At 60.3% G+C, this 16,962-nt stretch carries 17 protein-coding genes and 1 pseudogene; 6 read left to right on the forward strand and 12 right to left on the reverse strand.

Annotated features, from left to right (window positions below):
* Positions 1-278 precede the first annotated feature (278 nt).
* Entirely contained in the window at positions 279-1,358 is a 1,080-nt protein-coding gene (locus tag PGX04_RS11625) for a deoxyhypusine synthase (protein ID WP_273738673.1), read from the forward strand.
* 122 nt (positions 1,359-1,480) lie between these two features.
* On the opposite strand, the gene PGX04_RS11630 is transcribed toward PGX04_RS11625, so the two are convergent.
* Both PGX04_RS11630 and PGX04_RS11635 read right to left on the reverse strand, forming a co-directional pair.
* Positions 1,481-1,882, reverse strand: coding sequence for a pyridoxamine 5'-phosphate oxidase family protein (locus tag PGX04_RS11630; RefSeq protein ID WP_273738658.1), 402 nt, complete (start codon positions 1,880-1,882; stop codon positions 1,481-1,483).
* A 73-nt stretch (positions 1,883-1,955) separates the two neighbouring features.
* Positions 1,956-2,639, reverse strand: a complete 684-nt coding sequence (locus PGX04_RS11635) for a glycosyltransferase family 2 protein (RefSeq protein ID WP_273738659.1) — start codon at positions 2,637-2,639, stop codon at positions 1,956-1,958.
* 286 nt (positions 2,640-2,925) lie between these two features.
* On the opposite strand from PGX04_RS11635, the gene PGX04_RS11640 reads away from it, so the two are divergent.
* Positions 2,926-3,150: a hypothetical protein gene (locus PGX04_RS11640; RefSeq protein WP_273738660.1), complete on the forward strand. Its 225-nt coding sequence runs from the start codon at positions 2,926-2,928 to the stop codon at positions 3,148-3,150.
* A gap of 489 nt (positions 3,151-3,639) precedes the next feature.
* Here the strand turns inward: PGX04_RS11640 and PGX04_RS11645 are convergent, their stop codons facing one another.
* From PGX04_RS11645 to PGX04_RS11675, 7 genes are all read right to left on the reverse strand, one after another.
* Positions 3,640-4,530 (reverse strand): hypothetical protein, encoded by an 891-nt coding sequence (locus PGX04_RS11645; protein WP_273738661.1) that lies wholly within the window; start codon positions 4,528-4,530, stop codon positions 3,640-3,642.
* A 774-nt stretch (positions 4,531-5,304) separates the two neighbouring features.
* A complete protein-coding gene (locus tag PGX04_RS11650; protein ID WP_273738662.1) occupies positions 5,305-5,619 on the reverse strand; it encodes a GYD domain-containing protein in 315 nt (104 codons plus the stop codon).
* A gap of 82 nt (positions 5,620-5,701) precedes the next feature.
* The gene (locus PGX04_RS11655) at positions 5,702-6,199 is read right to left on the reverse strand and encodes a hypothetical protein (RefSeq protein WP_273738663.1); all 498 of its coding nucleotides are present in this window, start codon (positions 6,197-6,199) and stop codon (positions 5,702-5,704) included.
* Between the two features lie 2 nt (positions 6,200-6,201).
* A complete protein-coding gene (locus PGX04_RS11660; RefSeq protein WP_273738664.1) occupies positions 6,202-6,969 on the reverse strand; it encodes a methyltransferase domain-containing protein in 768 nt (255 codons plus the stop codon).
* Between the two features lie 14 nt (positions 6,970-6,983).
* Positions 6,984-7,589 (reverse strand): OsmC family protein, encoded by a 606-nt coding sequence (locus PGX04_RS11665; protein WP_273738665.1) that lies wholly within the window; start codon positions 7,587-7,589, stop codon positions 6,984-6,986.
* A 349-nt stretch (positions 7,590-7,938) separates the two neighbouring features.
* Entirely contained in the window at positions 7,939-8,112 is a 174-nt protein-coding gene (locus PGX04_RS11670) for a DUF1059 domain-containing protein (protein ID WP_273738666.1), read from the reverse strand.
* 239 nt (positions 8,113-8,351) lie between these two features.
* Positions 8,352-9,161, reverse strand: coding sequence for a helix-turn-helix transcriptional regulator (locus tag PGX04_RS11675; protein ID WP_273738667.1), 810 nt, complete (start codon positions 9,159-9,161; stop codon positions 8,352-8,354).
* Between the two features lie 979 nt (positions 9,162-10,140).
* On the opposite strand from PGX04_RS11675, the gene PGX04_RS11680 reads away from it, so the two are divergent.
* From PGX04_RS11680 to PGX04_RS11690, 3 genes are all read left to right on the forward strand, one after another.
* Entirely contained in the window at positions 10,141-10,428 is a 288-nt protein-coding gene (locus PGX04_RS11680; protein WP_273738668.1) for a winged helix-turn-helix domain-containing protein, read from the forward strand.
* Positions 10,429-10,481: 53 nt separating this feature from the next.
* Positions 10,482-10,784: a DUF8036 family membrane protein gene (locus tag PGX04_RS11685; protein WP_273738669.1), complete on the forward strand. Its 303-nt coding sequence runs from the start codon at positions 10,482-10,484 to the stop codon at positions 10,782-10,784.
* A 77-nt stretch (positions 10,785-10,861) separates the two neighbouring features.
* On the forward strand, positions 10,862-11,863 hold the full coding sequence (locus tag PGX04_RS11690; protein WP_273738670.1) for a plastocyanin/azurin family copper-binding protein: 1,002 nt from the start codon (positions 10,862-10,864) through the stop codon (positions 11,861-11,863).
* A gap of 660 nt (positions 11,864-12,523) precedes the next feature.
* Here PGX04_RS11690 and PGX04_RS11695 read toward each other — a convergent pair.
* Positions 12,524-13,153, reverse strand: a complete 630-nt coding sequence (locus PGX04_RS11695) for a class I SAM-dependent methyltransferase (RefSeq protein ID WP_273738674.1) — start codon at positions 13,151-13,153, stop codon at positions 12,524-12,526.
* 694 nt (positions 13,154-13,847) lie between these two features.
* Between PGX04_RS11695 and PGX04_RS11700 the strand changes: the two genes are divergently transcribed.
* On the forward strand, positions 13,848-15,230 hold the full coding sequence (locus PGX04_RS11700; protein ID WP_273738671.1) for an FAD-dependent oxidoreductase: 1,383 nt from the start codon (positions 13,848-13,850) through the stop codon (positions 15,228-15,230).
* 85 nt (positions 15,231-15,315) lie between these two features.
* Here the strand turns inward: PGX04_RS11700 and PGX04_RS11705 are convergent.
* A pseudogene (locus PGX04_RS11705) lies at positions 15,316-15,686 on the reverse strand (pyridoxamine 5'-phosphate oxidase family protein).
* A gap of 115 nt (positions 15,687-15,801) precedes the next feature.
* Positions 15,802-16,791: an LEA/WHy family protein gene (locus PGX04_RS11710; protein WP_273738672.1), complete on the reverse strand. Its 990-nt coding sequence runs from the start codon at positions 16,789-16,791 to the stop codon at positions 15,802-15,804.
* Positions 16,792-16,962: the final 171 nt, after the last annotated feature.

Genomic DNA, 16,962 nt, shown 5'->3' on the forward strand with positions numbered 1-16,962 from the left:
CGCAAGGGGCTGGTCGTCCCGCCGAACGCGACGCGCTGTTTCGCCGCCTCGGGCGAGGGCGGCGCTGTAACCGTCGATCTGTTTCTGCACGGCGAGCGGATCGCCACCGCCTCGAGCGGGGCGACGGTGGCGTGTCCGATTCCGATCTGGTGGTGGAATCGACTGCGCTGATCGCCGTCGACCGGCGTGATTCCCGTCGATCGGCGATCCGATGGCTCGTTCGGCACGTTGCGTGCGAGACCGCGACGTTCAAACCGGTGGCTCACGGAGCCGAGGACATGAGCGACGAGCACGAGGACGACAACGGGAGCGACGCCCCCGACGGCGGCGACGAGGCGAACGACCACCACGACCCCGACCGGGAGACCTTCTCGCACGACCCGATCGGTCACGCCGAGGTCCGCGCCGGAATGACGGTCGGCGAACTCGCGGACGAGTACGGCAACGCGGGCGTCGGCGCGGCTGATCTCCACGAGGCCGTCGACGTCACCGAAGCGATGTTCGACGACGACGTGACCGTTTTCTTCGGCCTCGCGGGCGCGATGGTCCCCACGGGGATGCGAGCGATCGTCGCCGACCTGATCCGCGACGGCTACATCGACGTACTCGTCACGACCGGCGCGAACCTCACCCACGACTCGATCGAGGCGATCGGCGGGAAACACCATCACGGCGCGGTCCACGGCGAGGGAAAGACCGAGCGCGAACACGACGAGACGCTGCGCGACGAGGGCGTCGACCGCATTTACAACGTCTACCTCCCACAGGAGTTCTTCGCGACCTTCGAGTCTCACCTGCGCGAGGAGGTCTTCCCGGTGCTCGAGGCCGAGTGCGAAGACGAGGGCCTCGTCTCGATCCAGCGGCTCACGGCGGAACTCGGGCGGGCGAACGCCGAGGTGAACGAACGCGACGACATCGACGAGGACGCGGGTATCGCCGCCGCGGCGTACGAGAACGACGTGCCGATCTACTGTCCCGCCGTTCAGGACTCCGTGCTCGGCCTGCAGGCGTGGATGTACTCCCAGACGTCGGCCTTCTCGCTGGACGCGCTGGCGGACATGACGCCGCTGACCGACATCGCCTACCACGCGGAGGAAGCCGGCGCGTTCGTCGTCGGCGGCGGCGTCCCCAAGAATTTCACCCTCCAGACGATGCTCGTCTCGCCCGACGCCTACGACTACGCCGTCCAGTTGACGATGGACCCCAAACAGACCGGCGGCCTCTCCGGCGCAACCCTCGACGAAGCCCGTTCGTGGGGCAAACTCGAGAAAGACGCCGAGAACGTCTCGGTCTACGCCGACGCGACGATCACGCTCCCGCTCGTGGTCGCCGCGGCTCGCGAGCGACTCGAAAACTGATTTCACGGCGCTCGAGGCGGCCGACGCGACTGCTCGCCGTGGACGAGAGAACTCGAGCTGAGACGCATCGGAGACAGCGCGAGCAGTCGCCCGAGGGACGCGGGTGAGGTGTTCTCGAACCGTCACTCGAGGGCGTCGTCGTAGGTTCGATAGGTCGCCGAACCGACGACGATCCGGACCAAGGCGTTGTCGGCGTAGGCGTCAGGATCGACGCCGTACTTGTCGTTGATCCGGCGGCGAGCGGCGGCGGTCTCGGCGGCGTCCGCGATGACGGTCGCGGTTCCGAGCAGCGTCACCGCCCACTGCGCGCGCCCCGCCTCGTCGTTCTGTACCGAGAGGGCGACTCGCGGATTCTCCCTGACGTTCGCCAGTTTCTGCCCCGTCGTGACGATCTCGACGACGCCGTCGGCGTACCGATACCAGACCGGCGCGACGTGGGGCCGTCCCTCGGCGCAGGTTCCCAGATGGGCCATCAACGGCTCGCTCTCGAGCAGGCGTTCCGCCTCCGGTGGCACGTTCGACACGGCGGTATCGGCAACGCCGAGCGGTAAAAGAGTGGGACCGTAACGCGGCGGCTCGCGTGCGTCCGGTCCTCGATCAGTACCCCGCCCGGAGCCGCTCGAGGTCGAGTCGCGCGTAGTGCCACAGCGTCCCCGTCAGCCCGCGGTCGGCGATCCGTCGGCCCGAACTCTCGACCAGCACGGTCGGGCAGAACGCCGTCGGATAGCGACGAGCGAGCCGCCGGCTGAACGCCGTGTCCTCGTTCGACACGTCGGGAAAGCCACCGATCTCCTCGAAGGCCCGGCGATGGACGAAGCAGTTGAACCCCGGCAGGATCGGCCGCTCGAGCCGCGGAAAGACGTAGTTGATCGTCGCCTCCATGAGCTTCGCTCGGCGGGGGCCGGTGATCCGACAGTAGGAACTGGCGGCCGCGAGCTTTTTGGCCTCGACGAAGCCGAGCAGTTCGGTGAGGTAGTTCGCCCGCACCCGCGTGTCCGCGTCGACGAACGCCAGCCACTCGCCGGACGCGCGCTCGGCCCCAAGATTCCGCGCCGTCGCGATGCTCGTACCGGCCTCGGGAACGACCGTCGCGTCGTATTCGCGGACGATCTCGCGGGTCGCGTCGCTCGAGTCGCCGTCGACGACGAGCACCTCGTACTCGTAGGCCGTGTCCAGCGCGGTCAGGCTCGCGAGGGTTCCCCGGAGGTACTCCGCTTCGTTTCGAGCCGGCACTACGAAGCTGACGTCCGCCCCGTCGCCGTCGCGCTCGTCGCCAGTCATCGGTACCCAAGTGATTACGGGGACGGGTTCTCAAGCTATCGGACTTATGCGGCCCGAAACGAGCGTCGACCCACGGTTTGAGCGAGTCGGTGGCCGCGACAGATTGTGCGAATACATCCCATGATACTTGTTTTCATATAGCTGCTCGCAGAGAGAAGATCTATCATGAACTTTTATAACCGTGGGCTCAGTAGGGGTGGGTACAGATGTCGGTCGTACACGTAGCAGCCTGAATTTGTCGCCGACGACGAGTACCGATTTTGACGATCTCCCACACCCGACCGACATGAGCACACAACACCTGCAGTCCACGACCGACGCCGAATCGACACCCGATCGACCCACGACCCGTACGCGACCGGCTCCCTCGAGCGCCGTTACCGAGGACCCGCGGACGGCCACCGACCGCGCTCCCCGGACGTTCTCGCATCGGAGTACGGGGCGACTCGAGAACCTGATCGACGAGTGGAACGCGGCCTTCGCGAACGAGGACGCGGGACGCGGCTCGTAAGGCCGAGGTTCGATGTGGTTTTCGCTGACGAACCCAAATCGTCTTTGGAGCGACGGCTGTAGCGTCGCATGGCCGATGACGATGCACCCGCTCCGAGCCGGACTCGGCATCCGGTGATGACGAGCCCTATGAGTGCCGAGGCCCCATTTCTGACGTCAGTTCCGTTGGATCGTCGAAGCATCATCGGGTGATTACTGGCTGCTGATTACTGTGAAATAGCAACCCCACCGGTCATCGTGGTGATCCACTTCCTCGAAGCTGATGAGATTGAGTTAGACGAATCCGATGGGATAGCTCTGAAGAGTAGCGTTGAGTGGATTCGGGATTTTCCGCCGCTTGCACCAATCGGATCACGGCTCGACGTGGTCCGAAGCGCCGTGCCCTCCTATGATTCCAGGCGGCCGCGGACGCGGACGGAACCCAGCTTGGCTGTGGTGCGGTCCGCAGCGGCCGCCCACTACACGCCGAGTCGTAGCGGAGTACTGCGGTCTACAACACGTCTGTCACCGTGACCACGCCCTCACCGGCCTCGAAGTTCACCCGATGTTCGGCATCGACCGTCAGGCTCACAATCCCTTCCTCGAGGCTATCCGGCCGCTCGAACCGTGCCACGACCGTCCGCATCGTGTAATCGTCCGTCCCCGCACACGGCCGGCGGTAACACCCGAACGCGTGGATCCCGTCACCGGTGTCCTCGATCCGCTTCAGATGCGGCGTGACGGAACCAGACCCCCACCCGGTCTGCGCGACGAGCACCGCCTCGGTATCGAAATCCGTCTCCTCGATCAACGCTACCGGATCGCCACCAGCGTCCGCATTGAGACGATCCAGATCATCAGTCTCCGTCAATAACGCCGCATAGAACTGGTGTTCGCCGTCGGGTTCCGCCTCGAGAGTAAGTCCTTCACCCGCGAAGATCGCGAACGTGGTCTCCACCTGGTCGAACGCCACTGACGGCTCCGCTGCCATGTTCTCACACAACCAGAGCGGGTCACGATCCCCCATCCCGCTACACTCCGGCTCCGAAATCTCGTACGGCGGCGCTTCCACACGCGCCAACCCACTGCCGCCATCACCGACCGGAGTGAACACGATCTCGATCGTTCCATCCGACGTATACGTGATCTCCACGTACCCAGCCTTCTTCCCCGGCTCCGCTTCCACATCGAACTCCAGCGTCTCCGACTCCGTCACCCCGTCGACGGTGACTTCGAACGTCCGTGGCTCGCCCGGCTTGCCGAACGCCGGAACCGGTGCCGTCTCCCCTGCTCCGACCTCCCACTCGTCTCTTGCAACCTCAGACCCCTCTGCATCCCGGATCGTGACTGCGAACGTCTGCTTCTCCCCCGCCTCGTTGTGCAGCCGCCCATCAATCGTCATCTCGTCGATATCATCTCCCAGTGAACCATCTCGATCCCGATCATCGTTATTCTCGTCGTCGGTTCCCGGATCACCCGTCGATAAACAACCGGCCACCAGCAGTCCAGAAATAGACGCACCCGCTACCTGCAACGCGCGTCTCCGATCATATCCCATACACGAACTGAACTCCGCTCCAGATAGAGTGTCTTCGGGTAGGTGAAACGGCTGATTCACCTATCTCGAGCCAACCGCCACTTTTCACCCCTGGCCCCGCATTTCCCCGTTCTCTCGCGAGAATCGCTTCGTTAGAGCGTACGCCTCGTCTGCTCCGAGGCGAACTCCGTGCGCGTGACCGACTCGAGGAGGGGTGAGACCGAGCGTATGTGATCGATCACCAACTCTTCTGCGGCCTATTCGCCTTAGTGCCGAGATTCGTGTACGATAATGTATTGCGCGGCTGCGGAATCTGTGACGGTGGCCTCCACAGGACGGATGTACACGACACTAGAATTCATCGGTTCCCTCGAGCCTCAGGCAGAGCGCTCCCGACAAACGGCGAGACAACTGATATTAGGCCTCCGGCCGCACGGTCCGATCAGAACACTCTACCCGAGCCGATAAATTTCGATATTAGCTGACAGTTCAGATAGAGTGCCAAAACGAACCAGGTGATCGGCTACCGATTCGACTCAGCCGCCCAACATTCGCCGAATCTAGCGATAGAAGAGCAGCCGTACCGTTAACGCCTCGATAGAAGGAGTGTAGGCTCATATCTCACGGGCGTGGAGCACGTCACTCCGTGGCGTCGACGATGTCGCGAAACTCGTCCAGCGGGAAGGCCCGAAGCGTCTCGGTCGTCACGTTGCCACCGCTTGCAAGCGTGAGAGCCGCTTGCGCAGCCGTTGCATCGTCCGGGAGTTCGGCGATGACGAGGCCGTCATACCGGCCCATCGTGACGAAAAATCCCTTCCACGTCCCGCCCATCGACTCGACCAAAGCTTTCGCCTCTTCCGTCCGACCAGGGCTTTCGGTGACGTCTCCGATCCCTTGTTGGGTGAAGTTGGTCAGGAACACGTACGTCGGCGTTTCGTCGGCTTGCGTGGTCATCTCAATTTCATATCGTTTCGAGGGCTACTGACAGGACTGTTTCAAAAAAGTGCTCGCTTGCGCGGAGCGGTACCAGTACTTGTTATGTAGTCTGCATTCCTTGGTGGGCTAATACTACCCCGACAACGAACACGATCACGGCCAGATAGATCGGGCCGAGATGCGTCACCCAGTCGTGAGCGAACCCGCCGGTATAGTGCATCGGCAGGGCGATCGCCAGTCCGACGACGGCAGTCACGACAGCGGTCGCCCACGCCCACCGCAGCCGTTGGCGGACCCCGTACCAAGAGAGCGCGGTGACCGCGATCCCCGTCGAGATGATGAACGCCGCCGTGGCGACGTGTAGGTGGCTGATGTAGTACGCGACGGTCGGATCCAGCTCTGCCGGGGTCATCCCATTGAGGTGATTGACTCCGAGTTCGAAGCCACCGCCCACGAAGTTCAAGATGAGAAATACGATCCCGTAGCCGATGAACCCGACGCCCGCGAGCGCCATCAACACTGATCCGTTCCGAAGCTTCGCGTTGAGTTCGACCTGTTCTACCCGTTCGCCTGCAACCGGTTGTTCTGTTGCTCCCATGATTACCTCTCGGCGCTGAGCGAGATACTCTTCACGCCATACTTTTGACACGCGTTCGCCGCCTGATCGGAGATGAACTCGTATCGGGTGTTATCCCGAACGTCCAGTACCTCGAACCCCGCAGTTTCGACGATAGACGTGTAGCGGTCGATCTGTTCGGCCCCACCGATACAGGCCGCCCAGAGATCCGCGTCGGTCTTGATGCTCTCCGGCATTTGCCGCTCGCTGATGATATCGGAGAGAGCGAGCTGTCCCCCCGAGATGAGAACCCGATTTGCTTCCTCGAACACCTGCGCTTTGTCCGACGAGAGGTTGATAACGCCGTTCGAGATTACGACGTCGAACATCCCATCATCGAACGGGAGGTCCTCGATGTACCCCTTCTCGAAGGAGACGTTGTCCATCCCCGCCTCGTCGCGCAACTGTCGGGCCTTCGAAAGCTGTTCGTCGGTCATGTCCAGTCCAGTGACGCTCCCTGAGTCTCCGACGTGGAGCGCCGCGACGAACGCGTCCGTCCCTGATCCGCTACCCAGGTCGAGGACGTCGTCTCCTTCCTCGAGATCAGCGAGATCGAAGTGGTACCCCACACCAGCGAAGGACTCCGTAGCCTCCTCGGGCGCCTGGTCAAGATCCTCCGGCAGGTAGCCGAGCCGTTCGGCCAACTGACGACCCATCTCGAAGTGATACTCTTCGGTCGGTGTCTCCGCGACATCGCGGTAGACGTTTTTGACTGCCCGCTCGAGGCGGTCCACGTCGAGTGTATTTGCCATTCGTGATCACCTCGTTAGTCGTCCGCCCGCACCTCGGTGGGGGTATTGACCGTGAGTTCGACGTCCTGGGCGAACGACACGAGCGTGTACACCGGTGCACGCCGCGCCCACTCATCGATCTCGTCCTCGTCGATATCCTCACCCTCGATCTCGATTTCAGCAGTCAGATTCTCGAAGACGCTGTCCGCCTCCTCGAGATCCTTGAGACTGAAGAGGACACCCGGATCGGTATCGGTACGAACACGCGTTTGGAGCCGCTCAATGGCGACACCATTCGCGACAGCGTTGATGGTGATGCCGACGTTGATGCATGAAGCGAGCGCGGAGAGCGCAACTTCGATCGGTTCCATCCGATCCGTCGCGCCGACCCAGCCGCCAGCGTCCAACACTTCCTTCCATCCGCCGTACGGGATCGTGTACTCGCGGGTTTCGCGCACGATCGTCTCGTCGCCAAGCGTGTACGAATCCATCTGCGCGAGGCTGTGGGCGCACGTCCCCTCGTAGGTCGAGCGCGCCCCGAGTCCGAGCTGTACCTCGTCGGGATGTTCGGCCGCGTATTCGGCGAACTTCCCGAGTTTCTCAACATCTACTCCGTGAGTGACTTGTTGTTCGTCAGTCATGATTTCATTGCGCCTCTCGGCAGTAAACGATACGAGTGTACAGGATAGGTAGCTATCTACTGACATTCCGGCAACTGGTGGCTGCCCCTGCAGACGGTGGAAGGGTGGTCACCACCTGAAAAGCGAGGAACAGTCCGCCAATCCAAGGCGTTGATTTCGCAGGGAGAACCCGTTGATAGCGGGCTCAATGCGCCCTAGAGCTGTTCTAGTGGTGAGGACCTCGGGAATCCGAGGCTTCCACCGAGCCGTGACGCTATATCTGCCTCAGAACTACTGGAATAATCCAGAATTATGACACACCGTCGAAATTCGAGCGAGAAAAAGGGGATAGAATCGGTATTGAACGCCGTTATACAACCTGTAGATGGTCTTCCTTCAGTTCCTCGTCCGTGTAGTCTTGGCCGTGAACTTCTTTCATGTGATTCTTAGCCAATTCGAGCGCCTCCTCTTCGTTTTCTGATTGGATAATGAACCGGCAATCGGCCGCTGCCGCCTCACAATCGAGCTTGTGTGCTTGTGCCATAGTTGGTTCCGTTTCACCTCTCAGCAAGATACGAGCGTGAAGGTTAGGTAGCTATCTGGTGGTATTCCGGCAGCCACTGACGCCCGTGCAGACGTTGGAAGGGTAGTCACCGCCTGGAAACGAAGGTGTTATCCGCTACACGGCTCACCGCGACACCCCAATTTCGTCGACAGTACCCACGACATCGATACAAAAATCCCCGATAGAGTCTCCCGACTCCGACCGCAGTGGCCATATGATCACTCCACGATCGTTTCGAGAGGGACCGTCGGGGTCTTGTGCCGGTATGACTCATATATCGATTCCGCCCACTCACGTGTCTCTGAGTCATCAGTATCGACCAATACACGGACCATCACGCTGTCGGGATCATAGCCACTGAGTGCGATCCGATCATCGAAGAGACCGACACCGTAGGACGGTAATTCATCGTGTAACCAGACCGTGAGATTGCCGGTCTCTAACGTCTCTGAGAAGAGCTCCGGACAGGTCGACCGAATATATCTGGCGACTCGTGGCGGATCGATAATCTCCGTCTGCATACCGTCGATAATCTGCTGACAGAGCTCGTCCTTACACGGCTGGAGCAGGGCCACATTGAACCCGACGAACCGAAACCGATCAGTCTCCTCGAGCAAGGACATAAACCGAGTCACCGGGCGGTACGGATCATCGGCATCAGCAACCGTCACGACCGCATCGGCACACATATCGATCGTGAACCCACTCTCCTCACCCGGAAGCCAGTGCCAGACGTCACGAAGCTTCCGCTCAGTTTCGGACCGTTCAATCAACTCAGCCATCGCAGAGGCAATATATGCGCCCAGCTGTGTTGCCTCGTACTGATACCCATTCCTACGTATCCAGCTGCGGTCTTCGAACTCGCTGAGCGTCCGCCGAATTGTAGATGACGAAACCCCGGTTATTTCCCAGAGCTCGGACCGACTCCGGGGACGGACAGTCAACGCGATAAGTGCCGGGACACGGTGTTCCGCTCGTGCGAGATACGCGATATCGTCGATCGGCGAAGTTGCGATAGTTGATGCCATGGTAATTGTATGCACACTACCGGTATAGCTATTTCTCTACTGTAACGATCGATCACTTTCGCCGTTGCCTCCGTAATACTCAATTCCTGGCCATGGCGATCAGCGGTCCGCTTATCACCTTCGACGCAATGATACTCTGATTCCTCCTACAAACACGACGACAGACTCCGAGACATTGAACATCTCGATGATGCTCTCTGACACCCGCTCTCTGGCTTCACGTTACTGGAGAATGCGATCCCCCAGAGGTGTAACCGATGGTCATGGACATATAAACTAACCTTCGTTCCGCGCGCTATGAGTGCCGAGACCATCGATTTACATGCATCTTTTCTTCTCTTTCACGGTATCTAAGACATTTCAAGGCGTCGCAACTACGGGGGAGGGGAATCGGTAACTCGGGGACCGCGCGAGTGCCAGTCACCTCGCGATTCGGGAGTTATCCCGAGATCGAAATTGCTGCGCTTCATCGAGGTCGTATCCGATACCACCTCCATCATCATCCTCCTCATCTGGGTCACTACATCCAGCAAGAACAACCGTCGTGACGGTCGCAGATGTTATGAGAAAGCGCCTCCGTTTCATGCGATACACTTGGTAACGTCTGTCAATAAGTATGCGGGGATACGTGGGGAATTTTTCTGCCCGAAATGAGATCAACTGCGATCTGTCACTCGACTTCAAAACTAAGCTGGGCCGTCTCGAGCAGATCCGAGTAGATTGACATCGATTTCTAGGTACAGAGTTCTAATTCAGGGTACTCGTTAATGGTCCCTGTTCGAGTGCCGAGGCCATCGGTTTACATGTCCCATCCCTTGATCTGCAAAGGGAGGTCACGGAAATCATTTCCCACACGAAATCTGGCAGCGACGGTTCACTGTAATACTCGAGAGAGGTAATCAGCGTAATTTTTCAGTGCCTCATCTGAGTCTCTACCCTGACCAAGTGTTTACAAGCCAGCTAATCGATATCCAAGGGGATGGACGGCGTTCTCTGGTACTTGCTCGCGAGTTCTCGCGGTGGTCCCACTCGAGTACGGATCGTCCGAGCGCTTAACGAGCGGCCGCGGAACGCCAACCAGCTCGCGACCGAACTCGACATGGATTACACGACGATTCGCCACCATCTCGACGTGCTACTGGACAATAATGTCGTCAGGACGGCCGGCGGTGATTACGGTACTATGTACCTCTTCTCCGACCAAGTGACGGCGAACTGGAGTACGGTCGAAGAGATACTCGAGACGGTCGATCCGGAGGAGCCGTAATGTGGGACAAAATTTGGATAGCACCTATAACGGTGACGACTCAATAGAACTCAATGGAAGCCTGGCTCAACGCGGCGAGGATGGCGGCAGGAGTGAACATGGTACTCCTGCTGGTCCTCGGTTCGATCTGGCTTCGAAATTACCGCCAGCACGGCGCTCGCCACACGCTTGGACTCCTCGTGTTCGCCGTGCTCCTCCTCGTTCAAAACGGTCTCTGGCTGTATTTCTACGTCCTCCATCCGGACTTCATCGGCTGGTTCGTCAACTCCGGTACTGACGTACAGGTCGGCGTGACAATGCTGTGCGGTCTCGAGCTTATTGCATTGGTGTTTTTAACCCGAATTACGTGGCTCTGACAGGTCTCGCCGACTTTGGACGAATTTTGGATGAAGTCCGGAAAATGATCTTGTACTGAAACGGCGACCGATCAGGTATGCGCCTCAACCGACGCACACTACTCGGGACGACGGCCGGAGCGATCACCATGGCAGGATGTCTGGGCTCCGATAACTCGAGCGAAGGACTGGCGTCAGGTTCAACCGATGAGAACGAGACCGAGAACGACGATGGAACCGATGCGGTCAATGACGAGACGGTCGGCGATCAACTGGGTCAGATGGTCCAAGTCTACTGCCACTGTGACCACGATCCCATCCTCGTGGGCCCCACGGGACAGACGCTGTACATGTTCGATCAGGACACGCAGGGTGAAGGGGCGAGCGTCTGTTATGATGACTGCGCTGAGAACTGGCCGCCACTGACGGTCGACGATGAACCGACCGTCGGTGAAGACGTTGAAGCCGACGTGACGACGTTCGAACGAGAGGACGGATCACTGCAGGTGGTCGCGAACGGCTGGCCGCTGTACTACTTCGCTCGCGACGAGGCATTGGGTGACGTCGAAGGTCAGGGCCTCAACGACGTCTGGTGGGTACTCGGTCCCGACGGGAGTCCGATCACGGACCTCGGGTCGCATAGCCATGACGGCGACGCACCCGAAAGTCCGTCCGAGAACGCCGACGTTGCGATGGTCTCCAACGACGGACACCACTTCGATCCTCACCTCGTCTGGATCGAACCTGGCGGCACCGTAACCTGGACGCTGCAGAGCGGGAGCCACACGACAACTGCATACCATTCAGGTGCGGAGAAACCACAGCGGATCCCCGACGATACGGATGGCTGGGATAGCGGTATCTTGGACGAGAAGGGTCAAACGTTCGAACACACGTTCGACGGCGAGGGGGTGTACGACTACTTCTGCCAACCCCACGAGGGAATGGGAATGGTAGGAAGCGTGATCGTCGGCGAGCCAGATCCACACGAACAACCCGCACTCGAAGCACCCCAGGAAGCCCTCCCCGAGGAGGCTCGAGAGGGAGTCGAACGGTTGAATCAGACAGCAAACGAAACACTCGGGCATACACACGAGTAATCGCCTGAGGACTCGCAGCGGCAACCGAATCCTAGCGGTGGCTCATCGCGGCCCCGAAAGGATCTGGTCATCCATGAAAACGATAGCTGGACCACGATCGGGCGTGTCTGGCCAGGATACGGTCCCTGTCCCAAGGGTAAACCAACCCCTCTAATAATCGCTCATTCCGAAAGTCACTGAGACATAGTGGCGAGCAGATACTGAACTGGAACCTGTAGTCCTCTCTTAAACAGCGAGAGAACCCCGTCGTTTACGACGGGGAGGACGTCACGGTCGAACTCCTTGAATTCACAATCGATGCTGGAGGATTCGTAGTTCTGACCCAGTTGAATTGCCGCCGCTCTATGAGGCGATTGACCCGACCATTGAACAATCTACTCACTACACGGCCGGAACTTACTATCGAGAAGATAACAATCCAGTATGCCGAGTATCGCATCGCTATGGGTAGGAGTAGAGATGCCCGGGTCCAGGAGCCTCACGAAGCCTGCTCTCTATCGGGTTCGTTAGACGTGTTCTCTCAAGTGCAGCGGTACTCGTAAGTCGTTCCTGTTCGAGTGCCGAGCCCCTATTCTAGAGAATCGAAGACGTTCTACGGGAAGTGGATACGCGTCGTTGTGCCTGTCTCGTGCTCGGCAACTCGAGCCGCCCACACAACACCTACTCCTGTGACGTACGGAACGCCCGGACGGTATCACGGTCGCCCACTTCGACATCGACCTCGAGCAACCCCAGCTCGGTAAACACGCGGTTCCAGTCGCGGTGGTAGAGGGGGAAGTCGTCGTTGACGTAGCTCACGTCGGGGTCGGCCGACTCCGAATGAGCGGTCTCGTCGTCGCCCTCGTTCTCGACCGTGATGAGGAGGTCGTCGGTGATCCGAGAGATGTCCTCGAGGACCCACTCGACGTCCGGGTGAAGGTGCTGGAGCGTCTCGACCGAGTAGACGACGTCGAACCGGTCGTCGTCGAAGTCGCCGACGACGCCTTCGATCGTGTCGTTGTAGAACGTTCCCGCGGCGGCGAGATCCGGGTAGGTCTCCTCCATGACGTCGAACGCGTCGTCGTTGACGTCGATCCCGGTCAGGTTCTCGAAGCCGTGGTCGTAGAGATGTGCGAGGTGCCGGCCCGAACTACAGCCGAGCTCGAGGACGGACGCCTCTGGGTCGACAAATCGCTCGAGAAGATCGCGGACCGACTCGCTCCGCTCGTCAGGGCCGTAGTAGGCGTAATACTCCGGGGAGTACTCTCCAGTCCGCTCTGCCCACTGGCGGCGGACCTCGTTAGAATTCACGTGTACCATAGCTGGTGAACACCTAAAGTCTAGTCGGACCCAGTCTGGTCCTCACCGTTACCGCCATCGGTTTTAGCACCGATCGCCCTCGTGTCACGGATCCAGACAGACGGATCAGAGTCGGCCGGTATCGCGCACAAGCGGGAGTGCCTGCAGATACCACCCCGACGGATAGTTTCCCCGAACGGAGACACGGCGCTTCAGTCTCGGACGGCGGTCGGACTGCAGAACCGTCTCGAAGAAACGGTTGTAGTACCCCTTGGGGAGTCAACACGACACCAGGGTGTATATCGGTCGTCTCCAACCGAGGAATCAACCGCTTGGATAAATACAGCCAAAGTTTATTTCTTCCAACTTCGACTGCGCAATTCCGATGGCCCAAGAAATACGTTTGTCAGGTCGGCGAACGCACCGGTACGTCGACTGTCGATACAAATGCGGGGAATGAGTTCGAGCAAGCCGGGTCGAGGAACGAGAGTGTCGATCGAAGTACCGGAATACGAGTGAGGCCTGACCGAGAAATATGCGGGAAAGAGCCTTCTACTGACTGATATGCCCGGCTCCTTCGAGGAATTTTGCACCCGAGAATACAGCCGTCGATGTGGGATACGACAACCGTCGAAAACCCGATCGAAAAAATATGAGTTATCAGTCTGGAGTCGAGCATTTACAACACCGACCACACCGATCAATAATGTCTGGTAAATACGACCTCGTAATCGTCGGCGGTGGTATCAGTGGTGCATCACTTCTATACACGACCGCAAAGTTCACTGATATCGACTCGATCGCGCTGATCGAGAAGGAATCGGAGATCGCAGCGATCAACTCCCACCACACGAACAACTCCCAGACCCTCCACTTCGGGGACATCGAGACCAACTACACGCTCGAGAAGGCCGAAGAGGTCAAAGAGGGGGCGGAACTCCTCGCGGGCTATCTGGAGAACAACGATCCCGACAGGGAGATGCACGCCAAGCGCAGCAAGATGGTGCTCGGCGTCGGTGACGAGGAGGTCGCGGATCTCGAGCAGCGGTACGAGGACGACGGCTTCGGTGACCTCTTCCCGAAACTCCGACCGATCGAACGCGAGGAAATCGGCGAGATCGAACCCAAGGTCGTCGAGGGCCGCGATCCCTCGAAGGACATGCTCGCACTGCAGACGCCGGACGGCTACGTCGTCGACTACGGCGAGGCGACGAAGTCGTTCGTCGAGGAAGCGGCCGAAGAGGCGAACGTCGACGTTCATACCGGGACGGAAGTCACGGACATCACGCCGACGCTCAAGGGCTACACGATCGAGACGGACGACGGGCGCTTCGACTGCGACGCGACCGTCGTCGCGGCCGGCTCGCACAGCCTCCAGATCGCGAAGGAACTCGGCTACGGCCAGGACAAGGTCCTCCTCCCCATCGCCGGGAGCTTCTTCCTCGCGGACGACCTCCTGAACGGGAAGGTTTACACGCTCCAGATGAAGAAACTGCCCTTCGCCGCGGTCCACGGCGATGCGGACGTCCACGACTCATCCGTTACGCGGTTCGGGCCGACCGCGAAGCTCGTCCCGACGCTCGAGCGCGGCCGCATCACGACCGTCAAAGACTTCCTCGACGTGTTCGGACTGAACGCGGCGGCGTTCCTGAGCTACGCCAATATCCTCTCGGATCGGATCCTCCTGCCGTACGTGCTCCGGAACCTCGTCTACGACGTTCCGAACATCGGCCCGAAACAGTTCCTGCCGCACGTCCAGAAGGTGGTCCCGAGCGTCGAACTCGAGGACATCGAACGTGCCAAGGGGTACGGCGGCGTCCGCCCGCAAATCGTCGACACGAAAAACAAGTCCCTCGATATGGGCGAGGCCAAGATCGTCGGCGACGACGTCATCTTCAACATCACGCCGTCGCCGGGTGCCTCGACGTGTCTCAAGAACGCGATGCGGGACACGCACACGCTGCTCGAGTTCCTCGACGGCGAGTACGAGTTCGACGAGTCGGCGTTCCGATCGGAGACGATCGACAACTTCCCGCGCGGCGGCGACTCCGACGGGCCGAAAATGGTCAAGCCCAGCGCCGACGACTGACCGACTGGACACAGCGAGACGGAAACGGACGTACTACCGGACTTCATTCGGATTTTTCGCTCGTGCCGTTCCCCATCCGTTCGCTCTAGTCCCAACTGTAGACCGCTCGCGGCTCGAGTCGGATGCGAACCTCGTCGCGGTCGTCGAGCAACCGCCGTGCAAGCGGGGAACCTGTCCCGCCGAGATATCGCTCGGTGAGGGCCCGCAAGAGCGTTTTCTCGCTATCAGACGAGAGTTCGACGGTTCCGTTCCCCCTGATCCCGCGGTAGGGGATGTCGTTGGTCGAGATGTCGAATGCGACTTCGGAATCGCGTCGAAGGAAACGTACCACGTCCGCGTTCGCTCCCGTCGCACACTCGAGCGCCCCGTCTCGATAGCGGAACCACGGCGTGATGACCCATGGCGAGTCGTCCGGCCGTCGGGTGGCGATTCGGATCGGGATCGTCGCCTCTGCAGGAAGGTCGCGACCTCGTCTTCGCTTCAGGCTCCGCGGAAGTCGGTCGTGTCCGGGTAAACGTGGCGGAGTCCGAAAAAGCCGACCGGGTGGTGGTTGTTTCGGCGCGATCGACGTTTACGGATCGATCGGTCTCATCGCACTCGCGGACTCGTTCCCCGCCGACTCGTTCGCACTCGAGTCCGCCGCGCCGAGCAGGTCCGTCTCGAACGTCCGTTCGTACGAGATGAAGTCGAGCGGAACCGTGCGCTTGACGCCGCCGTACTCGAGGGTCGCGTCGAAATCGACGCTCAGGTTCGACGTCTCGTCGTTCCGGAGGTGCGTGACCCACCACTCGTTGAGCCTGGAGTTATCGATGGCCGCAGTCGCCTCGAGCGTCTGCGTCCCGTCGGGCTCCAGCACGGTCCGTTCGGCGGCGGCGGTGCCCTCTCCGACGACGACTCCGTTCAACTGGACCGTGTACCTGATCTCCGTGATCGGTACCGGGAGCGGCGTCGGGTTGGTCACCGTCGCCGACGCGTCGATCGGCGTTCGGTTCGCGGTGGCGTTCCCCCACGCCGCGTTCGTCTCGTCGACGACCATCACCGTCCGGCCGTACGCCTGAAACTCCCGACTCTTGTTCGTTTCGAGCGGTTCGAGCAGGTTCGTGTGGACGGTTCGAGTCCGCGTCCACTCGTCTGCCGGAAGGCGGATGCCGGCGACGTCCACGACGACGTCGGGTTGGACTCGCACCGTCGTCGTCTCGTTGCGATCGATATGGGACGCCCACCACGCCGGAATCTCGTCGTTATCGAGCCACGTCGAGACGCCGACGGTACTCTCGTCGCCCTCGAGGGAGACGCGATTTTCCTGCTCGGTCGCGACTTCGATGTCGTTCATCGAAACCGTATAGGAGACGTCCGCCGCGGCGTCGCCGACGCGGAGCAACAGCGGATTGTCGACGTCGATCCGCGTTTCGACTTCGGTTCGGTCGTTCGTGACGGTCCCCCACTCGTTGTCGACCGATTCGATCTGCGGACGGTCAACCGCGAGGACGCTGTAGGCCGCGGTTGCGACGAGCAGGACGACTGTGACGAGAATCACGGTTCCCGTTCTGCGACGGACCATCTGCCGACGCTTCCACGCGGCCGTAGTTCCGGTGTCGCGTTACACGTTCATGCCGTTGAAATCCGGGCGATCGATCGGTGCTCGAGCCACGCGGAACGCCGTGACGGCGCGGGTCAGCCGTCGACGACGGGACTCGCGCTCACTTCAGCGCCGCGGGGCCGTCCTCGAGCG

The sequence above is a fragment of the Natrinema soli genome (assembly GCF_028618695.1).